This is a genomic window from Streptomyces coffeae, from assembly GCF_016741875.1.
Taxonomy (GTDB): domain Bacteria; phylum Actinomycetota; class Actinomycetes; order Streptomycetales; family Streptomycetaceae; genus Streptomyces; species Streptomyces coffeae.
The window spans coordinates 1-24096 of the sequence record NZ_JAERRF010000036.1; the positions used below are offsets into that span (position 1 = coordinate 1).

11 protein-coding genes and 6 pseudogenes are annotated in these 24096 nt (G+C 66.3%); 8 read left to right on the forward strand and 9 right to left on the reverse strand.

Translation table 11 applies throughout. The annotated features are described in order from the left end of the window. The first annotated feature begins 117 nt into the window (after window positions 1-117). The gene (locus tag JK363_RS36225; protein WP_201882057.1) at window positions 118-1209 is read left to right on the forward strand and encodes an integrase core domain-containing protein; all 1092 of its coding nucleotides are present in this window, start codon (window positions 118-120) and stop codon (window positions 1207-1209) included. Between the two features lie 210 nt (window positions 1210-1419). Here JK363_RS36225 and JK363_RS36230 read toward each other — a convergent pair whose 3' ends face one another. From JK363_RS36230 to JK363_RS36245, 4 genes are all read right to left on the reverse strand, one after another. Further along, window positions 1420-5676 (reverse strand): nSTAND1 domain-containing NTPase, encoded by a 4257-nt coding sequence (locus tag JK363_RS36230; RefSeq protein ID WP_201882059.1) that lies wholly within the window; start codon window positions 5674-5676, stop codon window positions 1420-1422. 3 nt (window positions 5677-5679) lie between these two features. Then, complete coding sequence (locus JK363_RS36235) at window positions 5680-6063, reverse strand: CU044_2847 family protein (RefSeq protein ID WP_201882061.1); 384 nt, start codon at window positions 6061-6063, stop codon at window positions 5680-5682. A 78-nt stretch (window positions 6064-6141) separates the two neighbouring features. Next, window positions 6142-6711, reverse strand: coding sequence for a hypothetical protein (locus JK363_RS36240; RefSeq protein WP_201882063.1), 570 nt, complete (start codon window positions 6709-6711; stop codon window positions 6142-6144). Beyond that, window positions 6647-7318 carry an IS701 family transposase gene (locus tag JK363_RS36245; RefSeq protein WP_307822012.1) on the reverse strand — a complete coding sequence of 224 codons (672 nt, stop codon included), beginning with the start codon at window positions 7316-7318 and terminating at the stop codon, window positions 6647-6649. Before JK363_RS36245 ends, JK363_RS36240 begins: the two co-directional genes overlap by 65 nt. Here JK363_RS36245 and JK363_RS43230 point away from each other — a divergent pair. Then, a pseudogene (locus JK363_RS43230) lies at window positions 7316-7471 on the forward strand (VOC family protein); the annotation flags it as partial. The gene JK363_RS36245 and the pseudogene JK363_RS43230 overlap by 3 nt on opposite strands. A gap of 502 nt (window positions 7472-7973) precedes the next feature. On the opposite strand, the pseudogene JK363_RS36250 reads toward JK363_RS43230, so the two are convergent. Further along, window positions 7974-8108, reverse strand: a pseudogene (locus JK363_RS36250) (IS5/IS1182 family transposase); the annotation flags it as partial. A gap of 159 nt (window positions 8109-8267) precedes the next feature. Next, window positions 8268-11381, reverse strand: a complete 3114-nt coding sequence (locus JK363_RS36255) for a tetratricopeptide repeat protein (protein WP_201882067.1) — start codon at window positions 11379-11381, stop codon at window positions 8268-8270. Between the two features lie 319 nt (window positions 11382-11700). On the opposite strand from JK363_RS36255, the gene JK363_RS36260 reads away from it, so the two are divergent. The 5 genes and pseudogenes from JK363_RS36260 to JK363_RS36280 all read left to right on the forward strand — a co-directional run. Continuing rightward, a complete protein-coding gene (locus JK363_RS36260; protein ID WP_201882069.1) occupies window positions 11701-12051 on the forward strand; it encodes a hypothetical protein in 351 nt (116 codons plus the stop codon). A gap of 337 nt (window positions 12052-12388) precedes the next feature. Beyond that, window positions 12389-12640 (forward strand): annotated as a pseudogene (locus tag JK363_RS43235) (IS1380 family transposase); the annotation flags it as partial. 403 nt (window positions 12641-13043) lie between these two features. Continuing rightward, entirely contained in the window at window positions 13044-13376 is a 333-nt protein-coding gene (locus tag JK363_RS36270; RefSeq protein ID WP_201882073.1) for a CU044_2847 family protein, read from the forward strand. A gap of 133 nt (window positions 13377-13509) precedes the next feature. Next, the gene (locus tag JK363_RS36275) at window positions 13510-17616 is read left to right on the forward strand and encodes an nSTAND1 domain-containing NTPase (RefSeq protein ID WP_307822008.1); all 4107 of its coding nucleotides are present in this window, start codon (window positions 13510-13512) and stop codon (window positions 17614-17616) included. A gap of 284 nt (window positions 17617-17900) precedes the next feature. Next, a pseudogene (locus JK363_RS36280) lies at window positions 17901-18392 on the forward strand (integrase); the annotation flags it as partial. A 12-nt stretch (window positions 18393-18404) separates the two neighbouring features. Here JK363_RS36280 and JK363_RS36285 read toward each other — a convergent pair. From JK363_RS36285 to JK363_RS36295, 3 genes and pseudogenes are all read right to left on the reverse strand, one after another. After that, window positions 18405-19225: pseudogene (locus tag JK363_RS36285) on the reverse strand (integrase core domain-containing protein); the annotation flags it as partial. A gap of 656 nt (window positions 19226-19881) precedes the next feature. Next, window positions 19882-20193 (reverse strand): annotated as a pseudogene (locus tag JK363_RS36290) (transposase); the annotation flags it as partial. 21 nt (window positions 20194-20214) lie between these two features. Beyond that, window positions 20215-20706, reverse strand: coding sequence for an ATP-binding protein (locus tag JK363_RS36295; RefSeq protein WP_201882079.1), 492 nt, complete (start codon window positions 20704-20706; stop codon window positions 20215-20217). Window positions 20707-21037: 331 nt separating this feature from the next. Between JK363_RS36295 and JK363_RS36300 the strand changes: the two genes are divergently transcribed. Beyond that, the gene (locus JK363_RS36300) at window positions 21038-23890 is read left to right on the forward strand and encodes a helix-turn-helix transcriptional regulator (RefSeq protein WP_201882081.1); all 2853 of its coding nucleotides are present in this window, start codon (window positions 21038-21040) and stop codon (window positions 23888-23890) included. Window positions 23891-24096: the final 206 nt, after the last annotated feature.

Below are 24096 nucleotides of genomic sequence, written 5' to 3' on the forward strand. Positions count from 1 at the left end.
TGCGGGTGCCGATAAATCATCCATGCAGGTGGGGGCTTGATCAGTAATCTTTGGCTCTGTTTGGGCTCGCTTTGGCGTCTTCACCAGCGCAGGGCCCCGGCGGCATCATGATCTGTCGTGCTGCTGCGTCTGGCCTACCTCGCCGCGACCAACGCCCTGGCCTTCCTACGCCTCCTGCCGATGAGCGACAGGGAGAAGGACGTCGAGATCCTCGTACTCCGGCACCAACTGCTCGTCCTGCAACGCCGGGTCAGCAAGCCGACCTTCACCGACACAGACCGCGCCATCCTCGCCGGCCTGCTCCACCACCTCCCCAAAGACAGACCGCGGCACCTTCTGCTCCTGGTCCGCCCCGACACGGTCCTGCGCCGGCATCGCAGCCTGCTCAAGCAGCGCCATGCCGCAACCTGCGTACCCCGACGACGCGGAGGCCCACGCACGATCCGATCGATCCGCGCCCTGGTCCTGCGCCTGGCCAAGGAAAACGCCTCGTGGGGGTATCGCCGGATCCACGGCGAACTCGCAGCACCGGGTATCAAGATCGCCGCCTCCACCGTCTGGGAAATCCTCCGCCAGCACGGCATCCCACCCGCACCCGAACGGCAGAGCACCACCTGGGCGGACTTCCTCCGCAGCCAGGCCAAAGCTCTACTCGCTTGCGATCTCTTCGAAGTCCGCACGCTGACCGGAGCGCGCCTGTACGTCTTCGCCGTCATCGAGCACACCACCAGGCGCATCCGGATCCTCGGCGCCACCGCGCACCCCACCGGGGACTGGATCGTGCAGCTCGGACGCAACCTCCTGATGGACCTTGAGGACGTGGGCAGCAGGGCGAAGTTCCTGATCCGCGACCGCGACTCGAAGTTCACCGACGCCTTCGACGCCCTGATGATCGACGCCGGCCTTAAGATCGTCACTACCGGCATTCGGATTCCGCGGATGAACTCCCTCATGGAGCGCTGGATACAGACCTGTCGCACTGAACTCCTGGACCGGACCCTGATCTGGAACCAGAGCCACCTCCTCCACGCCCGGCGCGAGTACGAGGCCTTCTACAACGAACACCGCCCGCATAGAGCTCTGCAACAAGCCGCTCCATGTCGCCCACTAACCACACCCATCACGCAACGAGCCCGACTCGCTCACCTGGAAGTCCGCAGACGAGACCGACTCGGCGGAACCCTCCACCAGTACCAGCATGCTGCCTGAACTGCACGGATGATTTATCGGCACCCACAAAGCCAGTCGCAGCAGCACGATCGATCATCATGACGTGCTGACGGCAGCTGCGCGACAGCGTCGGCTCAGACGACCGCGGCCAGATTTCGGGAAACCCGATGCACCGGCCCCTACCAGGGCGGATGAGGTTTCTGGCAAGGGCAGAGTCGAAGAAGGCAGCGGAAACACCGGGATCGTGAACTATCCCTCACGGCACAGGGGTTCGTCCGGCAGGGGGACGCCCAGGTTCCCCTTCTCCTCCTCGGTGAATTCCCGGTTTCCGATCACGCGGCACAGCTGCTTCTGCCACTGTGCGGGGGCGAGGTGGACCGGGCGGAGGTAGTCGCCGAGGGTGTTGCTGAGGAGAAGGACCTTCCCGTTGGCGGAGGCGTCGCGGTAGGAGTACTGGTCTTCCACGTCGCCTTCGGGAACGCCGAACGTATACGTATCTGTCGCGCGGCCCTCTCCGACGTCGTACAGGCGGGCCGTCGTCGTCGCGGCCTGTAGAAAGGTTCCACTGCCGGTGAAGCCGGCGACGAATTCCTGGTCGCCGTTGCCGAGGAGCAGCGGGCCGATCTTCTTCTGCCGCGGGCTGCGTTGCCACAGTTCCACCGTCAGGCCGCGATGCAGGACCGAGAAGTATTCTCCGGACGGGTCGAACTTGATGGAGGCGGTGTCCGATCCGGTGGTGAGGATGCCTGTCCGGCGGCCTGTCGCGAGGTCGATGATGTGCACCTTCGGATCACCCCACACGACGACGGAAATGTGGTGCGGCGTGTAGTGGCCCAGCACTTGGTACTGCATTCCGCTGCGGACTCCCGGGATGGCTTTCCGCACGTCGACGCGTGCGTTCTGGGTTCCGGTTTCGGGGTTCCACTGCTGCACCACGGAGCCGGACGACGTCACCAGTTCGCCGCGCTGGAAAAAGAACCCGTAGGGGATGGATTCGGAATCGGCGTCATAGGGGGGAGGTTTGGCGCTGGTGATCTTCCGCAGGGGCTTGAGGTCGGATGCCCGCCGGATCTCTACCGTGTTCTTCCCGACCTTGTCAGCGAGGAACTTTCCATTGGCGCCGTATTGGAGCAGCTCTTCCTTTGAAGTCAGCGGGGATGCCTGCCGCTTCGCCCGGTGGAGGACTCGTCCGCTCTCGTCCGTGGTGCGGGTCTCGATTCCCTTCCCCCCGCTGGTGTAGCCGGTCACGGTGTCCCCGTCGGGCGACAGGCGCGGCATGGCCAGGGGCTCTGGTGCTTTCCCGCCGGGTGGCAGCGGGGAGAAGGTGATCTTGTTCCCCAGCGGTGACGTCAGGGCCGTGGGCGTGCCGTCGACGGTCATCACCCCGACCAGCATCGACCCCACTGCCTCGGGGTCCGTCACCTCGGAGGCGACGCGGTTGCGCTTCAGGTCGAGAAGACGGAGTTTCTCTTCGTCCATTGCCGCAGCCCATCTGCCGCTGTCGTCTATTCGGTACTCGGCGGGGAGGTCCAAGGAGGTGATGAGTCCCTTGCCGGTGTACCGGTGCACCACCTTTCCGTTGTCGGTTCGCCGGAGGGTGAGCCGGGAGTCGTTCTTTCCGTACGAGACCGCGGCGAATTTGCCATTGTCCGACATTTCGATATGTGAGGTTTCGGGAATGATGGTGTGGGAGCGACGTGTCAGGCGGTCGAAGGCCACCAGGCTGGCCCTTTCACCCGCGTCCTCTTGTATTTCCGCGAGGACGGTCCGGCCGTTGGACCCGAACTCGAGCCCGGCGAACCTTCCCAGCTTTCCGGCTTCGGACGGAATACGGATCTCCGGGCCCGTCGTGCCCTTCTTGAGATCCCACGACGTCAGCCTCCTGGCGTCTTCGCCCGTCATGGCGACGAACCGTCCGTCCTCGGACATTGCCGCGTTGTCGCGCCTGCTGATGCGGGAGGACGTCAGCTGCCCGCGCATCCGGTGGGCCTCCCCGACGAGGTGTCCGGCGCTGCCGTCCGGATCGACGTCGAACCACACCAGTTCGCGGTCTTCCGTGATGAACCCGGCCCGTCGCCCGTCGCCCGAGACGACGTCCCTGACGGACTGGTGGGGCAGATCCAGCCGCTGTCGGCGTACCGTTCCGCTTGCCGCGTGGACGTACAGGGTGGGCTTTCCGTCTCTGGAGTGGAGGAGGATCACGTTGCCGTCCTGGCTTGTCGAGAAGCCCCCGACGGAACCGTCGGAGCCCGAGAGCATGCGCTGCTGCGGATGGTAGGAGAGCTTCGCGTGCAGGAGGGCGTCGCGCGCCTGTTCCGTGGGGGCGGTGCGGTACGCCGCGAGGGCCGTCATGACGGAGACGACCGGGTCGGTCTTGTCGAGGTCGGCGCTGCTCTGCGCCAGGGCGCGCGAGGCGGACTCGGCGGCTCGCTGATGGCTCACGTGGCGGTAGTAGGCGAACAGGGAGCTGAGGATCAGGGCGAGCGCTGTGAGGCAGGCCAGCGTCGAGGTGAGAATGCGGCGCTTGCGGGCGCGAGCTTGCTGGTGTTCCCGGCCGAGTCGCAGGTAGGTGTGTTCGTCGTCGGTGAGGTAGGAGGGCCGGTCGCGCAGCCACGGTTGGGCCGCTTCCAGCGCTGCCGGGGTGGGCAGGAGATCCGCCGGGCAACCGCCTTGTTCCCAGCGCTGTTTGTCCTGGCGGAGGGTCTCCCTCCAGGTGAGGAAGTCGCGGTCTTCGGACGTCCAGTCCGCCAGCCGTCGCCAGCCGCTGATGAGGGCTTCGTGGGCGAGCTCCACCGTGTCCCTGCCCTCGGGGCTGCGGCCTGTCACCAGCAGGCGTACGGAGGCGAGGTTCTGTGCTGTGTGCCAGGCATCGTCGTCGAGTTCGTCGCGGAACACCGTGCGGCGGGTGGCCGCGTCAGAGCCGGCGGGCACCCGCACCAGCGCGGTGAACAGGCGTCGCGCCGCCGACGCCGCCTCGTTCGGCACATGGGCGGTCCACAGCCGTTCGGCGTGGTGGCCCAACGCCCCGGTCACACCGCCGAGTTCCTCGTACGCCCGGTGAGTGAGCAGGCCGCGGCGCTGGTGCTGCCAGAGCCGGTCGAGGGTGAAGGCCAGCAGGGGAAGGGCGCCGGGCTCGTCACCGGTGTCGGCGAGGATGCGTTCGACGAGCCCGGACTCGTAGTCGACGCCCGGGACCGCCGCTACCGGGGCCGTGACGATCTCCCGCAGCCCTTCGGGGCCGAGCGCGCCCAGCGCGTAGAGGCGCTGTCGGAATGCGCGGCCCAACTGCGCGTGAGACAGGGCCCGTTCCAGGAAGTCCGCACGGAGAGTGGTGAGCACGTGCACCGTGGTCGGCAGGGACTCGGTGTACAGAGCCTGGGCCAGCTCGTCGATGAGGGAGGGGGTGGCGGCGAGGAGTTCCTCGAACTGGTCGACGACGACGAGGAGCCGACGGGTCCCCTGCGCCTCCAGGACGCGGGCGGCGGTGTCGGCCACGCCCTGCCGGGCCAGGACGTCGGTCAGGGCGGGAAGCCGGGTCAGCCGGTCCACTTCCGTCGAGTCCGGTTCCAGTAATGGCAGGAGGGCCGCGGCGAGCGCGGAGAGCGGCCGGCTTCCGGAAGCCGGCCGCAGCAGGGCCACGGACCAGTCCTGTGCGCGCAGTTGGGGCACCGCGCCGGCCAGGGCGAGTGAGGACTTCCCGGAGCCCGAGGGGCCGACCAGACACACCCAGCGGTCGGCGGTCACCTGTGCCGCCAGCTCGCCGCTCTCCTCGTCCCGGCCGTGGAAGGAGGCCGCATCCGCCTCCCGGAAGGCGGCAAGTCCCCTGAACGGCGAGGGCGGCAGGGCCAGTTCGCGCAGCGGCTCCCAACTGCGCAGCAGCGAATCCACGGGGATCAGGTAGCTGGCCGGGGGCTCGCCGGACTCCGCGGCCGTCACCATCCCGACGACGGCGCCCAACTCCTCGTCCCATACGGGGCTTCCGCTGAACCCGCCGGACACCCGGTAGCCGTCCGCCGCGAGATCGGCCTGAATCCATCCGTCCGCCTGCCGGGACCGCAAGACGCCGGCGTGCCAGACCCCCGCTGGGCGGCCCGCCGGGAAGCCGAAGGCCCGGGCCGGATGCCCCCACACGTCGGAGGCGTCGACCAGCACGGCCGGCCGACCACCCGGCAGGGCAGCCTCCAGCCGCAGTACGGCCACGTCGCCACCGCCGCCGGAGCCGCCGGGAACGAAGTGCTGGATCTCCGCCGGCACGGATCCCGCGCCGGAGCGCCGTCCGGGAAGCAGCGGCAGGTCCACGTGCACGCGTGCCGTGGGTGAGGGCTCGTGCCCCTCAGGGGTGCCGAGCGCTGCGCTCACGACGTGTGCGCAGGTCAGTGCCGTCTGCGAGCCCACCAGGAAGCCCACCCCCCAGGGGTTGCCGTCCTGGTCCGCGATGCTCAGCACGGCCGCATCGAGCGCGGCCGGGCCCCGTCCGGACGGCTGCGCCGAGTGCTCTGCCACCATCCGTCACGGCCCCATCTCGACGGGGTCGGCGGGCGCGGACTCTGACGGCTGCTCACGCCGATCCCACTTGAGTACGACCGCGAAATTGGCCTGCCCGGTGCTGCTGCTGATCACCACGTCCGCCTTCGCGGACAGCGACAGGCCGAACTGCACGGTGATCTCCTGCGGCCCCTGCGGCATGTCGGCGAAAGTGTCCACCAGGTTCTGTGCCACGGGCCGCACTCCCGAGAGCATCTCACCGAGAGACCGCGTGGCGCGGGCCACGACCTGCCCCGGCCGCGACACCTTGACCAACCCGTCCGCCGCCTGCTCCTCGATCTCGACCTGCACCACCCCGGCAGACTCGTCCCCGCTGTCATCGAGCGGCAGCTCCACCAAATACCCCATGACGATTCCCCCCTTCGTCCGACGCTCAGGCCCGCGTCCACCACGCGTCTCATTCACACGCCACATCACATGGACATATCACGAGATACTGTCAACGCCTGCGAGGCAAGCGATTTTCCGGCCAACGCACGTGCGGAGCCGGAGCTTTCCCCGGGCACGGCGGTCAAGCGGCGCCTCAGTGGCGCGCGTACACGGGAAGCCCCGTAATGCGGCCGCGCTGGCTGCGACGGCGGCCAGGAAGGCCAGGGCGAGCATGGCCAGGGTGATGTGCCGGTGCCACGAGGTCCAGTGCCTGACCTGGTAGTGATCCAGGCCGACCTGGCGCTTGGCGGCCTGGAAACACTCCTCCACGCTCCAGCGGGCGCCGGCCACGCGGACCAGTGCCGACAAAGCCACCTCGGTGGGTGAACAGCACAGGTAGAAGGCGAGTTCACCAGTAGTGCGGTTGCGGCGGACCAGCAGGTGGCGATGGCCGCCGGTGCCGATGTGGATCCAGGCCCAGTCGTAATAGCGCGGGCCCTTCGCACCAACCCCGGCGCTGTTCCGCTGCCAGGCCGTGGAGGGCAGGCCGTGGGCCAGGGTGTCAGCGCGGACTGAGGTGCGGCCCTGGTTGATCCGGACCCGGGCGAAACAAGCGACGGCCAGCACGTAGCCGATGCCGCGTGCCTCCAGAGCAGTCCGCAGGTGCGGGGTCCTGGCCGTAGGCTTCGTCGCCGGTCACCCAGGACGCGGTGATCCCGGCGTCCAGCGCAGCCTCGATCATCTCCGCCGCCAGACGGGGCTTGGTCGTGAACTGCACCTCCTCGGGTATCCCGGCCGCATGGCGGCGTTCGAGATCATTGCACCAGGAGTGTTCCGGGAGGTAGAGCCATCGGTCGATCAGGGCCCGTCCACGGCTGGTGGCCAGGGCCAAGAACACGCCCACCCGGGAGTTCTCGATGCGTCCGGCGGTGCCGGGGTACTGCCGCTGCACCCCTGCCGAGGACCGGCCCTTCTTCACAAAGCCGGTCTCGTCCACGCTCAGCACCGCGTCGTCGGTGCCGAGGTGGTCGGCGACGTAGGCGCGAAAGGTCATCACGGACCGCCTCGGCGTCCCAGCGGGCGTAGCGCAGCAGGCGCTGCGTCGGCTGGGCCGCACAAGGCCCGCCTGTTCGGCCAGCTGCCAGCAATTCTTCCGCTCGACACTCGACAGCAGCCCGAGCAGGTAGGCGCGAACTGAGGCCCGAGGCTCAACTCGCCTGAACCGCCCTGCGATCGAGCGGCACCGCGGATCCTGCTCAGCAGCGGTGTCGACGACGTCGACGAGATGCTCGGCCGGGTGACGGCGCTGGGCGGCTCGGTCCGCGGCGGCCCCAACGACATGCCGTGGGGACAGCGCGTCGCCCACATCCAGGACCCCGACGGCTCACTCATCCGCTGCCACACCCGCTCGGCCACGGCGAGCTCATCCCGCTCAGCCCGTACCTCCGACAGCTGCTTGACCAGCTGTTCTTCGAGCCCGTCCAACTCCGCACGCCGCGCGGCGATCCGCTCCAGCACTTTGGGATCCATGATGCGCCGGAGCGTAGGAGCGGCACCCCCGACGGACAGGAATCCGCAAACCCACCCCTGCCCAACGATCTACACCCCAGACTGCCGCCCACGACCAGCACGAGCACCCCGAACCGGCGTCACACCAGCACCCTGACCAGCTACTTCAAGATGGCGCAGCTTCACTGGGCGAAGCGCTGGACGAAGCACCGGCATTCGCGTTTTACCTGCGGCGGCGTCCGGATCTGGTCCCCGTCCGACCACCTCCGCCCGCACTGAAGCAGGACGGCCCCTGCAGACAGGTGCCGGCGTGGCAGAACTGCCTGCGGAGCCCGCTGCCCTTGATCCCGGACGTACTCGCTGGCCCGGTTGTTTCTCGGTCACCTGACGCGGGTGAGGTTGTGCAGGCGGGCGATGCCGGGCATGCCTTGGTGGACGCCGTCGCCCTTCAGGCGGCTGTCGCGGAGGATCGTCCAGCCCTTTATCCGAGCGAAGGCATGCTCGACGTGGCCGCGGGCCCGCGCTTCGCTCGGCCACTCCACGCCCCACCCTGTGGGGGCCGGCGGTTCTGGGGGAGGAGTTCGTGGCGCATGTACCGACGGGCGTTCTCAAAGGATCAACCGGTGGCCATCCGGCCATCCAGCCTTGCTACGACGTCGAGGCAAACTCCCGGATCAGACAGAACCCGGTGCACCACTTCCAGGGCGCAACCGCTTGGTGGCGCCGATCTCCGTGAGGATCGACAGGGCGCGGTCCCGGCTGGACCGCGCGGCTTGAGGTCTGCCCGTTGCCTTCATCAGGTCGGCCAAGGCCATAATGGTGTCTGCCTGCCCATGCCGGTCGGCGATGCGTTGGCGGATGGTGAGGGCCGCGTTCAGGTGCCGTTCGGCTTGGCCGTAGTGCCCGAGAGCTGTGCAGGCGCTCCCGAGGCCGGTCAGGGCTGTGGCCTCCGTGAATGGTTCAGCGGTTCTCCGGGCCAGACAGAGGGCTTTGTGATGCCACGCCGCGCCTTCCTGAGGTTGTCGGCGGACGCCGGAAGCGAGACCGAGCGTGAACATCGCCAGAGCCTCGCCGTGCGGATTGCTGAGATGCCGGGATTGGGCCAAGGCCCGCTGGGCCGTTTCTGTGCAGCTGCCGAGCCGTCCCGCGGAGAGCTTGGTCAGGGACAGGCCGAGGATGGCGTTGGACTCACAGTGCCGGTCCCCGATCGTCTGGGCGAGTTCGAGCGCCTTGTCGAGGTGCTCATGGGCTTCCTCGGTGCGCTTCAGACGCTGGCAGAGGAAGCCGAGGGACGTGAGCGTCCACGCCTCGGTCTGGCGGTTGCTGATGCTGGTGCCGAGCGTGAGGGCCTGGTTGAGGAGTTCCTCACCCTGGTGGTACTCACCTGTGACCCACTGTACATAGCCCAGGCGTTGCAGCGAGATGGCCTCCCCACGCCGGTCTGAGAGCTTCCGGAAGACGTCGAGGGCATACAGGTGGTGATCCCGCGCAGCGCCGGGTCGTCCGAGGTGCCAGGCCGCCAGGCCGAGCCCGTGGCGCGCGATCGCTTGTCCGCGCAGGTCACCGCTTTGCTTGAACAGGGCGAGTGCCCGCCCGTGGTGCCGGGCGCACTGCTTGTAGTTGCCGAAGACCCAATGCGCCAGGCCCAGGTTGCTGGCTTCGTGCGCCAGCCCGCGACCGTCGCCGGTCGTCTCGAACAAGGTCTTCGCCCGCAGGTGTTCCCTTGCGCTCTTGTGGTGATGCCCGGAGATGAACCAGCTGGCCATCCCCAGCCCTCCGTGCGACCGGGCCTGGCCGTGCCGGTCCGCGATCTTCGTGAACAGCGAGAGGGCCCGTCGGTGCTGCTCGGCGCTCTGTGGGTAGTGACCGAGGGCGTACGAGGTGCGGCCGAGCCCGGCGAGCGCCTCGGCCGCACCGCGCACATCCCCCGCCTCTTCGGACAAGGCCAGAGCGACATGATGCTGCGCGGCGCTCTCCTCGTGTCTGCCAAGCCCGTCGTACATGCCGCCCAAGTCCCGGAAGCACTGTGCCTGCTTGACGGGGTTCGACATCCGACGGGCAGCCTCCAGCCCCAGCCGGAGGCCCTCACGGCTGTCGGTGCCGTACGAATGCTGCGCGAGGAATGCGTGGGCCGCCGTCGCCAGCCGCCAGGTGCCGTGGTGCCAACCGGCGGCGTCGGCCTCACAGGAGACAGTCAGCAGGTTCGCGCGTTCTTGCTCCAGCCAGACGCGTGCGGAGATGGGGTGGGACAGCGAGGTGGGAATGCCGATCGGTTCCCCGTCGGCATTCCCCGTGCCGGGACCGGGTCGGCTGCCGTCCCCAGGGAGTTGCCGCCGCCAGGGTTCCAGGACGTGCCGGGCGGCCTCGGCGGCGCGGCAGTACCAGTCCACCAGGCGTCGCATGGCGGTGGACCGCTCCCGCTCGTCATCCTCGGAGCGCGCGAGTCCGGTGGCGTACAACCGCAGCAGGTCATGGTAGCGGTAGCGGCACGGTGCGAGGGTCTCCAGCAGTGAGATGTCGACCAATGACTCCAGCAGCTGCTCGCTGTCGTCGATGTCCAGATCGAGCAGAGCGGCGGCAGCCGACAGGGAGATGTCGGGGCTCTCTGGTAGTGCCAGTAGCCGGAAGGCGCGCGCTTGTGGAGGGTCCAGTTGTCGGTAGCTCATCGCGAAGCTGGCGGTGATGGTCTGACCACCAGCTTGGAGCGTGCTGAGGCGGCGGTGCTCGTCACACAGCTTGCGGGCCAGGTCGGTGATGGTCCATGCGCGACGGGCGGAGAGGCGTGATGCGGCGATGCGGACAGCGAGCGGCAGGCGCCCGCAGTCGGCGATGACTCGTGCCGCGGCCCGGCAGTCGCCGTCGGCGGGCCGTGGGCCAGCGATGCGGGCGAACATTTCCAGAGCCTCTTCGCAACCCATGACGTCGAGATCCACCAGGTGTGCGCCTGCCAAGCCGAGAAGTCGAGTACGGCTGGTGATCAAGACGGCGCAGCTGGCACTCCCAGGAATCAGGGGGCGAACCTGTGCGGCATCGCGCGCGTTGTCAAGCAGGACAAGGATGCGGCGGCCGTCGAGAACGGAGCGGTAGAGAGCTGCGCACTCCGCCGCCGTTTCCGGGATGGCGTCGTCCTTGATGCCCAGGTGCCGCAGGAAGGCGCCGAGGATGGCTGTGGGGTCGGCGGGCGTGTTTCCTGCTCCCTGCAGGTCCACATACAGCTGTCCGTCTGGGAAGTGCTGCCGCACGCAGTGGGCCACGTGCACGGCCAGGGTCGTCTTGCCCACCCCGCCCATTCCCGCGATGGCCTGGATCGTCATCCCCTGGCGTTGCTCCGCGGCCAGTGGACCGCGGAGTGCCTCCACGAGGGCTACGCGTCCCGTGAAGTCTGCGATGTCAGCGGGAAGCTGCGCGGGGTATGCGACCGCCACCATGTCGTCACCGCTACCGCGCGGCGCACAGAGTGCAGCCGGTCGGGCCCAAGCGTTCGGGCTGCGGTCAGCGGGCGGTGCTTGAAGCTCCCTTCCTTTGCGACCTTCGTCATCAGCGTTGATTGCCGCGGCAGCAGCGGTCCAGCGCGCTTCCCAGTCCGCGCGCTGTCCTCCACATGCCGTTGCGTAGGCGATCGCAACGTCGAGCGCTGGCAGACGGTCACCTTTCGCCGCCTCTGCCAAGGTGCTGGCCGCATAGTGAGCTCGACTCGCCAGCGTGCGGTAGCTCGGCCTGCCCGCCCCCTCCCGCAAACGGCGCAGCTCCCACGCCAGCCGTTCCACCGGTCCGGCCTCGGGATCCACCGGCTTCTCCGGCCGGCCCAACCGGGCACCACGCAACTTCGCAGATCCTTCCTGGCTGTCCCCCTCCACGAGCCCCCCTTGTCGTTCGGCGCTGTGTTGCAGCTGTACTCAACACTCAACCGCCATTATCCGATTTGTTTGTCGCGTGTGATCAGCACTTTCGGACAACTCAGCGCCATTGCAGAGTCGTTGACATCGGCGCCGCGACAGCGCCGACGGACGAACCGTTCAGAACATCCATTGAGAGGGGAAGACTTTGACGACGATGCGCCGTGTCGCTGTTGCGGGTACCGCGGCCTTGGTGATGGGGCTGGGTACCGTGCCTGCCATCGCCCAGGGCCAGGGACACTCCCAGCCCGATGCAGCACTCGCCGTGGCGCCTGCCGCCCGGCAGATGGCCCCCGACCAGAGCGAAATCCGGCGGCGGATCCCGTGGAAGACGAGCGGGCACGGCTATGTCAAAGAGTGTGCCCGCCACGGCAAGAAGTACGAGTTCAAGGTGAAGCTCCACAACAAGTGCAACCGCGGCGTCTTCACCTACCATCTGGAGATCGTGCGGGGCCCGGACCGGTGCAAGACGGTGCCCGCAAACGCGACGAGGACCGTGAAGTGGCGCTACCCGGGCCGTCTGGCGAAGGTCAGCAACGGCCGTTCCACCGGCCGCTGCTGACCTCCCGGCTGCCGGGGGGCGGGCCCGGAACACCTGGGGTGATGCCGTTGGCTAATTCGGTCTCTGCTGCTTCGTCCCGCCGGTCAGCCGGCGGGACGAAGTGGTTCGAAGTGGCTAGCGCGGAGCGGCGCTCACGTCAGCTCTCGCTCGAACGGCCGGCGCCGCGGTCGTCATCTATGGCCGTCAAGCGATGATGCAGGCCAGAGTACTGTGAACCCGTAAGTAGCTGTTGTCTTTCCGACCTTGAGGGGTGTGTGTCGAACGGGAGTCGCTGGGCTTCACCTCTGCACTCCGGCGCGGACGGCCACGCTGCAAGGCCGGGCCCACTGGTACGAACGACGCCGTTCCCGACACCGCGTGGCAGCCGATCCGCTATCCCCGGGCGGTCGTCGACCCGGACAGCGGCGAGCTGATCTCGGATGCGGAGGTCGCCGAGATACCCGACTACACCGGCTTCACCGGCCGGAAGAACGCCGAGCACGTCACCGCCCGGCTCATCGTGCGCCGGGTCCGTGACCTGGTCCAACCCGCCACCATCGGCGAACAGGACGAGCTGCTCCCGGTCTGGCGCTACCACCCGTTCTTCACCGTTCCCCGTCAGGCGTCATTTCCCATCTCAGGAAATACGGATCTGGCTTCTCAGGACGTCTTCAACATCCTCTCGCTGCTGATCCCCTTTATCCTGCTGCCCTTCCACGAGCTGACGGTCCAGTAGAAGACGTGGTTCTCCGCTATCTGGCGGCCGAAGTTGCAGATCTTCCAGCTGCCCTTGTAATTGCCATAACAGCGGTAACCTGGCATGCCGTTGGAGTTGACGGTGCCGCGTACCTCGATACGCAGGCCGTCCTTGAGGGTGTCCTTGAGCCAGATCCGGTCCCCCTTGGCATGGAAACACGCCTGGCTTGGCGGTCTCCATGTCGTGCAGACTGCCTGCGGGGTGTTGTCCAGCCGAGTTCCTGCGGTGCAGACTGGGACTTTTCAAGGGGGAACTGATGCAGGACATGGCGCGTGTGCCGCTTGAGGGTGGCGGATACATCCTGTTCGACGGGGTGCAGGAACTTGAGGGTCCGGTCAAGGCTGGACGGGTCGGGGACGCTCTTCACGACATGCCGGGTACCTTGCGGGAGTCTTTGGCTCCAGTTCGGGAGACGGCACGGACGGTCTTGGAGGAGTTGCGGCAGGCCGGTCCGGAGGAGGTCGAGGTGGAGTTCGGGGTCAACGTTTCCGCGAAGGCTGGGGCCGTGATCGCCAAGGGCGACGTCGCCGTCCATCTGAGGGTTCGCCTGATGTGGAAGAACGGCGAGGCCGCAGAGAGCGCGCGGTGAGGCACGGGGGATGAAGGACTCGGAGAGGCCCCCGTTAGATACGGGCAGTGGGAGCGAAGGGCGTACCGGGAGCGGCCCCCGCGGGCGTGCGTTTCCCACTGCGGTCGCGCAGATTTTCGGCGATGACGGCGGTGTGGCCGGTGCGGGGTTTCTGGTCGGGGAGGGCATTCTCGCCACCTGTGCACATGTGGTGGCCGCCGCCGGGCACGGGCCGGAGAGCAGGGTCGAGGTCGGCTTCCCCCAGTTGCCGGAGGCGTCACGCGTGGCGGGGTCTGTCGTTGCTGAGCAATGGCGGGCGCCGGAAGGGGAAGATATCGCCTTCGTTCAGCTGGAGAGCATCCCAGCAGGTGCCCATGAGCTGCCTTTGGGGTCGAGCGCAGGGGGCAGAGGGCATCGGGTGGCGTCGTTCGGCTTTCCCTCTCAGGCGCCCCAGGGCGGTCACTTCGGTTATGGAACGGCGGGCAACCTCCTGCAGGGCCCCGATGGTGTAGGCCCACTACTGCAGTTGACGGGGGCCAACGATCTGACCACCGGGTTCAGCGGCGGGCCGGTCGTGGATGAGGTAACCGGGCTGGTGATCGGCATGGTCACCTCGATCACGTCCCCGGATAGCCATCTCAAGGGGCTGGGCATTGCCTATTGCACCCCCATGGAGGTCCTCCGGCAGGTCCGGCCGCAACTCACCGAGTGCCAGGTGCGTCCCTATCAGGGGCTGGAACCCTTCACCGAGGAGCATGCCGAGTGGTTCCACGGCCGGGATGCCGCCGTGGAGAGTGTGCTGGCCGCGCTGGGTGGACAGCAGCGGCTGCTGTTGGTGCTGGGGCCCTCGGGCGCCGGGAAGTCCTCCCTGGTGCAGGCCGGTCTCCTGCCGGCCCTGGCCGCAGGACGGTTGCCCGGCAGCGACCGCTGGCTGCCTCTTGTCGCTCGTCCAGGCACAGACATCAACGCAGAGCTGCAGCAGGCTGGATTGCCCGGTGCTGAAGCCGACGGCCTCCTCGCCGCTGCGGAACGCCGCTTGTCCCGCGCGCCGGACCACGACCGCCTGCTGGTGATCCTCGACCAGTTCGAGGAACTTCTCACCCAGCAGTCCCCTGAGGCGCACAACTCGTCCGCAGACCGGTGCACAGCAGCAGCGGAGCAGCTCCTGGCGCTGTGCGACGGGACCGTTTCCACCACGGTGATGCTGGTCATGCGCGATGACTTCTACTCAAGGCTGGCTGCCCTGGCCCCGAAACTGCTGACGGCTGCCGGACCAGGGGTGGTCAACGTGCCAGCAACCCTGAGCGTTCCGGAGCTGCAAGCGATCATTACGCAGCCGGTCCTCAGAGCAGGCGCACGGATGGAGGATGGTCTGCCGGAACGCATCATCACCGACGTCTTAGCCGCCGCTCCCGACCAGCAAGCGCCCGTCACGCTGCTGCCTCCCTTGGAACTGGCGCTCAGCCAGATGTGGGAGCGTCGCACCGATGGCTGGCTCACACACCAGGCCTACCAGCGCATCGGCGGGGTCACCGGCAGCCTCGCGACGTGGTGCAACACCGCCCTCGACCAGTTGCCCATCGATCAGCGACCCACCGCTCGTCGCATACTCACTGCCCTGGTACGGCCCGCGGACGAAGCACACGCCATCCCGGCGACACGCCAACAGGTTCTGCTCGACCGGCTGCGGGACCTGGCTCGTGATCCCGCACCCGAGACAGTACAAGCAGATGCGGTGTTCGACGATGTGCTGGCTGCTCTGACCCGCCACCGCATCATCACCACGGGCACTACGCCTCAGCCCGGCGGGGCCGCGGGTGAACCGGCGGCGGAACTCATCCACGATGCCCTCATCCGCGACTGGAGCGATCTGCGCACCTGGGTGGCTCAGGACCGACGGTTCCAGGTCTGGCTCCATCGCGCAGCCGAGCAAGCAGCACGCCATCATGACAGTGGTCGGCCCGATGACCTGCTGTCCGGAACCGCCCTGGCGGAAGGCGCCGAGTGGGCTCGTCAACGCCCACTGCCGGCCGATGTCGAGATGTTTCTCAGCGCTAGCCAACAGCACCAGCAGGCCGCAGTTCGCAGAACCCGACGTATCAACACCGTCCTGGCCAGCATGCTCATCCTCGCCCTGGTCGCCACCGGAGCTGCCCTCTGGCAACGACAAGAAGCCGTCACCGCACAGCACCAGGCTCAGTCCCGGGAGTTGGCCTCCCAGTCGACCACCTTACTGAAGACCAACCCCGACCTGGCCTCCCTGCTGGCAGTCCACGCCTACCAGACCCATCCGACGAAGGAAGCCACCGCCAGTATCTACGCCGCGGCCGCCCTCCCTCTTAAGCGCCGACTCACCGGGCACAGCGGCACCGTGGAATCGCTGGCGTTCAGCCCGGATGGGCACGCTCTCGTGAGCGCCGACGATCACGCGAGGGTGCGGGTGCGGGATGTGGCCACCGGCAGGACGCGAGCCACCTTCACCGGACAAGCCCGCGGTGTGGCGTCAGTGACCATCAGCCCGGATGGGCGCACAGTGGCCAGTGGGGGCGAGGACGGGACGGTACGGGTATGGGATGTGGCCACCGGCAAGCTCCGCGCCACTTTCACCGGGCCCGCCCAAGATGTGATGTCGGTGGCGCTCAGCCCCGATGGGCGCACCCTGGCCACCGGCAGCTACGACGAGACCGTGCGGGTGTGGGATGCGGCTACCGGCAAGACCCGCGCCACCTTCACCGGACACACCGACAGCGTGATGTCGGTGGCGTTCAGCCCGGATGGGCGCACCCTGGCCACCGGCAGCTACGACGGGACCGTGCGGGTGTGGGATGCGGCTACCGGCAAGACCCGCGCCACCTTCACCGGACACACCAGCGCCGTGGGGCCGGTGGCGTTCAGCCCGGATGGGCGCACAGTCGCCAGCGCCGAAGACGGGACCGTGCGGGTGTGGGATGCGGCTACCGGCAAGACCCGCGCCACCTTCACCGGACACACTGGCAGCGTGGAGTCGGTGGCGTTCAGCCCGGATGGGCGCACGCTGGCCAGCAGTGACGATGATGCGAGGGTGCGGGTGTGGGATGTGGCCGCCGGCAAGACCCGCACCACCAGCAAGTCCCGCGCCACCTTCACCGGACACACCAGCGGCGTGGAGCCGGTGACGTTCAGCCCGGATGGGCGCACCCTGGCCACCGGTGACCGCAGCGGGACGGTACGCCTTTGGGATGTGGCCGCCGGTAAGCCCCGCACCACCTTCACCGGACACACCGGCAGCGTGGCGCGGGTGGCGTTCAGCCCGGATGGGCACACCCTGGCCACCGGCAGCTACGACGAGACCGTGCGGGTGTGGGATGTGGCCACCGGCAAGACACGGGTCACTCTCGCCGGACACAGCTTCGAAGTGGGGTCAGTGGCCTTCAGCCCTGACGGGCGCACCGTGACCACGAGCGACGACGAGATCGTGCGGGTGTGGGATGTAGCCACCGGCAAGACCCACATGATCCGACCTACGGGAGACATGCTGAGGACGGTGTTGAGTCCTGATGGACGCACGGGTGCCAGCCTCAGTAAAAAAAACGTGGTGCGGGTGTGGGAGGTAGCCACTGGCAAGACGCTCACCACTCTCCCCAGGCACAACCAAAGCGCAGGCGCACTGGCCATCAGCCCTGACGGGCGTACTGTTGCCAGCGCCGGTCGCAGTCAATCTCTCCACCTCACCAGCGAGGACAGGACGGTGCGAGTGTGGGATGTAGCCACCGGCAAGACACGAGCCACCCTCACCGGTCCCCCCGGACATACCCACGGTGTGTCGAAAGTGGCCTTCAGTCCCGATGGACGCTCAGTGGCCGTCGGCGACCGTGAAGGGACGGTGCGGGTGCGGGATGTGGCCACCGGCAAGACACGGGTCACCCTCGCCGGACGAAACTACGGTGTGAAGTCGCTGGCGTTCAGTCCTGATGGGCACACATTGGCTACCGGCAGCGACGACGGGATGGTGCGTGTGTGGGATGTGGCCACCGGCATGACACGGGTCACCCTCACCGGACACACCGGCAGCGTGGAGTCAGTAGCGTTCAGCCCGGATGGGCATACATTGGCCACCGGCCACGAAGATGAGACGGTGCGGCTATGGGATGTGACCCTACCTGGCCCGACCGAAGCGATCAGAAAAGTATGTCGTGCCGTCCACCGGGATCTCACCCGGAACGAACGATCGGAATACCTGCAAGACCAATCCCCCCGCCGCGTATGTGCACCTGCGACCTGAGGTCGACAAGGGCGGCCTTGAGCTTGATCGTGGACGGCGTCACGGTGAGCCCCTCGCGCGGTGGGCCCGCTCGCTAGCGCCAAGCCCTGGACCTGCATGTGCCCCCGCAGTAGATCGCGTCGCTGCGGCGGCCGCCGCCGGCGAAGGTGATCGTGCACATGTACATCGGCGGACTGCGGGTGCCGATAAATCATCCATGCAGGTGGGGGCTTGATCAGTAATCTTTGACTCTGTTTGGGCTCGTTATGGCGTCTTCAAGGGCATCGGCGGCATCATGAGGTGTCGTGCTGCTGCGCTTGGCCTACCTCGCCGCGATGAACACCCTGGCGTTCCTGCGCCTTCTGCCGGTGAGCGACAGAGACAAGGACCTCGAGATCCTTGTGCTTCGGCACCAACTACTGGTCCTACAGCGTCAGGTTGGCAAGCCGACCATCAACGACAGTGATCGCGCTGTCTTCGCCGGCTTGCTCCACCACCTCTCCCGAAACAGGCTGCGGCACCTTGTGCTGTTGGTCCGCCCCGACACGGTGTTGCGCTGGCATCGGGAATTGCTCAGGCGACCCCATGCCGCGGCTTGTATGCCCAAGCGACGCGGTCGCCCACGCACCATCTGATCGATCGGCGCCCTGGTCCTACGCTTGGCCAGGGAGAACGCCTCATGGGGATATCGCCGGATCCACGGCGAGCTCGCGGCGCTGGGTATCAAGGTCGCCGCCTCCCCCGTCTGGGAGATCCTTCGCGAGCACGGCATCCCACCCTGCCCTTGCCGGAAATCTCATCCGTGCAGGTTACGCCGCATGTTGGTGGATGCCGCCGAGGCGATCGTGTCGGCGTATGTCGAGGCGGGCCAACGCGTCGGGATCGTCGATCGGCGGGGGCAAGTGGTGGAACGGTTTGGCGTTTGCGATGGCCTGGTGTGGTCGGTGTCCGTTGTAGAACTGCTCGAACTCGCGCAGGGTGTGGAGGAGATGTCGCTGGTTCCAGATCAATGTCCGGTCCAGGAGCTCGCGGCGGCAGGTCTGTATCCACCTTTCCATGAGCGAGTTCATTCGTGGCATCTGGATGCCGCTGAGGACGACTTCGATCCCCGCGTCCTTGAGGACGGCATCGAACAGTTCGGGGAACTTCCCGTCCCTGTCCCGGATCATGAACCGTGCCCGGCAGCCGCAGTCTTCGAGGTCCATGACGAGGTTCTTCGCTGCTTGCGCTACCCAGGATGCGCTCGGATGTGCGGTGGCGCCCAGGATGCGGATCCGGCGACTGCCGTGTTCGATCACCACGAGTACGTACATCCGCATCCCCGACAGGGTGACTGTTTCCATGAAGTCGCAGGCCAGCAGGGCATCAGCTGGGGAGCGCAGAAAACTGGCCCAGGTACTGGAGTTCCGCTTGGGTGCAGGATCGATGCCGGCCTCCTTCAGGATCTCCCAGACGGTGGACGCGCCCACCTTCACCCCCAGCACGAGCAGCTCGCCGTGCAGGCGTCTGTACCCCCAGCTTGGGTTCTCTGTCGCCAGGCGCAGAACCAGGAGGCGGATGGAGCGCACGATGCGTGGTCGTCCCGGCGTTTGGGTCGGCAGGAGGAGACATGGCGGCGTGCTCCCAACTCGCAGATAGGTCAACCCTGTCCGGTTTGTCCGTCACTCGATCCGGTCGATCTGTCGCGCGGGTTTGCGCCGCTGTGCGCTGTCGTCAACCGTAGACCGCCAAGGTCACCCAGCTGGTATGGATGCTCTCGCCATCGAGAGGCATAAGAACCCCTTGACAGCTCCCGACCCCCTTCCGAGGTGGGAGCACGGCTCCCTGCTCCCCATGTGACGGGGGACGTTTGGTCGCGTTGGCGGCATTCGGCGGTCGTAGCCGCAGGTCGTCGCCGTGTGGGCTCTCCGATCGCCAGATGCTTGCCACATCAAGGCGGGGCAAAGCCCCTTGGCTCCGGGCGGCAGACGGGGCACTCCCAGGGCAGGGCCGTAGTCGGCTCTGTAGCGCCGTAGCGAGACATCCGGGAGGGGCTTCAGGGGAGAAGAAATAGTGTGCTAAGCAGCCGAAAGAGAGGTCGGTAGCGTCAGAACGCATCACTTGCACAGCGGGGGTTCGTGCGCAGGGTCGGCCCCGTTGCCGTTCGCGTTGCTGGATCCGTGCTGGATAGACTGACGTCTCGTCACCCGTGGTCATTCGTTGTTTGCGCACCGCTGCTGGGTCGGTGCTGGATCAAACTGACGGGACATCAGCTGTATGGGGTGTCGTGCGGCCGCGGATGGAATGCGCGGTCGGCTTGATCACCTGCTGCATCCGCCACGCCAGGCGGGCCCGCACTTGCGCCGCCTCCCACGGGCTGGAGGTGATGAAGTGCGCCAGGTCCTGCCGTTTGCCGCCCTCGCCCAGGCGCGCGGCCATCGGCTCCACCGACTTGCGCCGTCCATCCAGCAGCAGACCCCGCAAGTACACCGCACCCCATCGACGCTGATCCGCCCGCGCGAACGGCTCGAACACATCCTCCGCGAATTCCTCCAGATCACACCGGCTCGCGGCCAACCCCGCCTCGGGGCGGCCGTTCCATACCGCCAGGTCCCGCATGGGTCCGCTGCTGGCAGCGGACTACGGAAGGGCCAAGGTGGCTGAGTGGTGGGTGGTGTCGGTGTGGTGGGTGCTGGTGTGGCTGGCGAGGGAGGTGATGATGTGCCGACCGCGGCCGTGTTCGTCGGCGGTGTAGCTCGTGGCCCAGGGGCTGTCCTCGGGGGCGGGGCCTCCGTCGGTGACGTCGATGTGGAGCCCGGTGTGGCCGTCTGCGGTGGTGATGGTCCACAGGTGCAGGGCGACAGGGGGAAGGGCGTGTTCGACGGCGTTTGTGACCAGTTCCGTCAGTACCAGCAGGGCGTCGTAGGCGGTGTCCTCGTCCAGCCCCCAGGCGGACAGGTCCGGTCGGGCCTTGCGGCGGGCAACCGCAGCGGCCGTGAGGTGGTGCGGCAGCTCGTACTGGCGGTGCTGAGCTGACTGGGCTGCCGCGGGAGGCGAGCCGAGGGGCGGGTGCGGCACGCTCGCGAGGCTGTGAGCCGAGGCGGCGGGCAGTGCCGTGGAGGTGGGAGTCATGGCGATCACCGCTGGTTGGAGTGGGGATTCCGCTATGTGATCCTTTCTAGGCGGAACCTCCGAACCAGGCATTAGGGGAGGACTCTAACTCTTGCCCTAGGACCGGAAACGCTCGCAATACCGGTATAGGGAATTCTCCTCCGACTACGACATGGGTCACTGGCGGTAAGAGCCGGTCGCCATTCCACGACCAAACCAGGATCTCACTAGTTTCGGCTCAGCCCCGGTGTCGTCGTGGCTTTCGGTAGCTGGTCGGGCACCTCGCGTAGTTCAGCGGGGGGATGCGGCGCCAGAGTTCTGCGCGGTGCACAAGGCGAGAGATACTCAAAGCGTGAAGAGTGGTGCGGTTGATCTTCTGGAGCGAGAAGACGCGCTCCGTGTCCTGAGTCGCAACCTGGCGTCGGTGGAAGCCGGTTCGGGCAGGTTTGTACTTGTCGAGGGTCCTGCCGGCATTGGGAAGACTCGCCTCCTTGAGGAGGCAGAAGTCATGGGAGCCTCATCGGAAGCCCGCACGCTGACCGGGCGTGGCACCGAGCTTGAGCAGCAGTTTGCCTTCGGTGTTGTGCGACAGCTCTTCGAGCCGCTTCTCGCAACCGCGTCTTCCCGAGAAAAGGAGGAGTGGTTCGCTGGTGCAGCGGTGAGCGCTGAAGCAGTCCTCGGGCCAGTCACTTCTCTGACACCAGGGGGTGACTTCGCTACGCTGCATGGCCTCTACTGGCTTACGTCTAATATTTCCCAATCCCGTCCACTAGTTCTCTCTTTTGATGACCTCCAGTGGGCGGACGCGCAATCACTTCGATTTCTCGCGTACCTGCTGCCCCGCCTTGATGTGCTGCCAGTGCTGGTTGTAGCCGCTACGCGCACAGTTTACCGAAGAGAGACTGCGCATATCATGGAGATGATATCCGCCGACCCGGCGATTATCATTGTTCGTCCGCAGGCGCTGAGTCAGGCTGCTGCTGCTGTTTTGGTAAACTCGCGACTGGGAGCCGATACTCAAGCGGATCAGGCCTTTGTTTCCGCGTGTCACGATGCTACAGGCGGAAACCCATTGCTCTTGAGGCAGTTGGCTCAGGTCGTTGTAAGTGAGGAACTGGCGCCCGTAAGTGCTAATGCCTGGAAGATTGTGAAGCTTGGCCCGCGTGCCGTGGCCCGTTATGTTGCCGTGCGCTTGAGGGAGCTTTCTCGCGATGGAGAAAGAATCGCACAATCTGTAGCTGTTTTGGGGAACGACGCCAATCTGCGGGATGTTGCGGCACATTCTTGTCTCCCGTTCGATGTTGCGGCTCGTATCGCTGGCGACCTTCAACGAGTTAATATTCTGTCAGAGTCTCCTGCGCGCCCTGAAGACGCAGGAATCATCCGCTTGAATTTCGTGCATCCGCTGGTCCGGTCGGCCGTTTACGGTAGCCTGGAACGCGATGCTCTGATTGAGGCGCATTCCAGGGCAGTCGATATTCTTATGGCTAACGGAGCGGATGCTGAGCACGTTGCTGCTCACCTGATACACACGCCCCCGTCTGGAAGTGATGAGGCGGTCAAAGCGCTTCGCGAGGCTGCCACGAATGCACTGCACAGAGGTTCTCCAGACAGCGCATACGTGTATCTACGGCGATGTCTGGTTGAACCGCCAGCCGAAAGCGATCGCCTTGACGTGCTCCTGCATGCTGGGACGTGCGCACAATTGTTCGATATCGCTGCTTCTGTCGATCTTCTGCGGCAGGCTCTTCAGATTTCTGCGGACCGGTCACAGCGAATGAATATTCGATCGCTGCTGGGAGGTGCTCTCCTCTACCTGCAGCGAACGCGTGAGGCGCTGGAAGTGTATCAGGATGGCATTCGAGAAGCCGAAGGAGACGATGACGGCAAAAGGACCATGGCGGCAGGGGTTCTGTCAGTAACTTTTCTAGAGCAAGGTCGTCCTGATTTGCTGGAATACGCTGATGAACTCGAGAGGTTGGAGCCGTCCGAGACTCTCGGCGGGCGGATTCTGGACAGTATGATCGCCATGGTCCGCAGCTTGCAGGGAGATCCAAGGGCCATTTACTATGCACGCCGCGCAATCGACGGTGGCCAACTTGTCGATTTGGCGAACGGGGAAGCCTTCCTTCCCGTCGGGGTATGGCAACCGCTTCTGGCGGCGGATTGCGTGGAAGCCTTTGTCAGCATAGAAGACGCGATGAGTAGATCTCACCGCATTGGCTCAATAAGGGCGCTTGCCCCCGCATCAGACTTCAGAGGTCTAGGTTGGCTTTGGCGGGGCTATTTGAACGATGCCGAACCAGACCTCGTTCAGGCCAAACGCGCAATAGAGGCGGCCGATGTCAGAGTGGGGAGATCATTTAATGGTTCCTTCAGGGCTGAACTCTTTATGGCGCAGGGCCGCTTGCAAGAAGCCGAGGATGCTTTGGAATGGGCCGAGCGCGATATGCCGGCACAGCCGTCGAGTGCAATCTATCTCGTTCTGAGCGCGCGAGCCCGCCTTCACCGATTGCGGCACGAATACAGTGAAGGGCTTAGTGTAGCCATCAGGGCCGGTCAACGATTCAGCGCTATCGGGGGGAAGAACCCTGCCATCGTGCCCTGGCGTTCAGAATCAGCTCTCTGCCTTCTGGGGCTAGGGAGGACAGATGAAGCGCGTCAGTATGCAGATCGTGAGGTGGAGCTGGCGCGTCAGTGGAAGGGAGCTCGCGCGCTCGGTCATGCCTTGCGAGTCGCAGGGCTCGCGCACGGAAGGTCAAAAGGGATAGAACTGCTGCGGGAGGCGGTGGAAACGGTTGCTTCCTCGCCCGCTCGTCTTGAGTATGCAGAGTCGCTAATAGACCTAGGGGCGGCTCTATGCCGGGCAGGGCTACGGGCTGAGGCTCAGGAAGCATTGCGCCAGGGCGCAGAGCTGGCCCAGAAATGCGGCGCCCCTCCCCTTGTGCAGCGTGGCATAACTGAGCTGAAAATGGCTGGTGCCAGGCCGCGTAGGATCAGCCTTTCTGGCCCTGAGGCGCTTACACCCAGCGAGCGTCGCGTAGCTGAACTTGCCGGTGCGGGGTACGCGAATCGAGATATCGCTCAACGTCTGTTTGTTACGGTGAAGACCGTCGAGGTGCATCTGACCAGCGTTTACCGAAAACTTAACATCACGAGCCGAGAAGAGATCAAGCAAGTGATGGGAGATGCCTCGGAAAGCTAGGACTCTCGTGGCACGACTTCGACATTGACGTGCCGGCCGCCTACCGGCCCCAGGACAAGGGCCGGGTCGGGTGGCAGACCGGCATCGTCCGTGACCAGGTGCTGGCCGGGCCGGCCTTCTTCTCGGTCGGGGAGTTGAAACCCCGCGCCTGGGTGCCGCTGCGGCGATCCACGGTGCACGGCACTCACGGTAACGTGATCGGACTC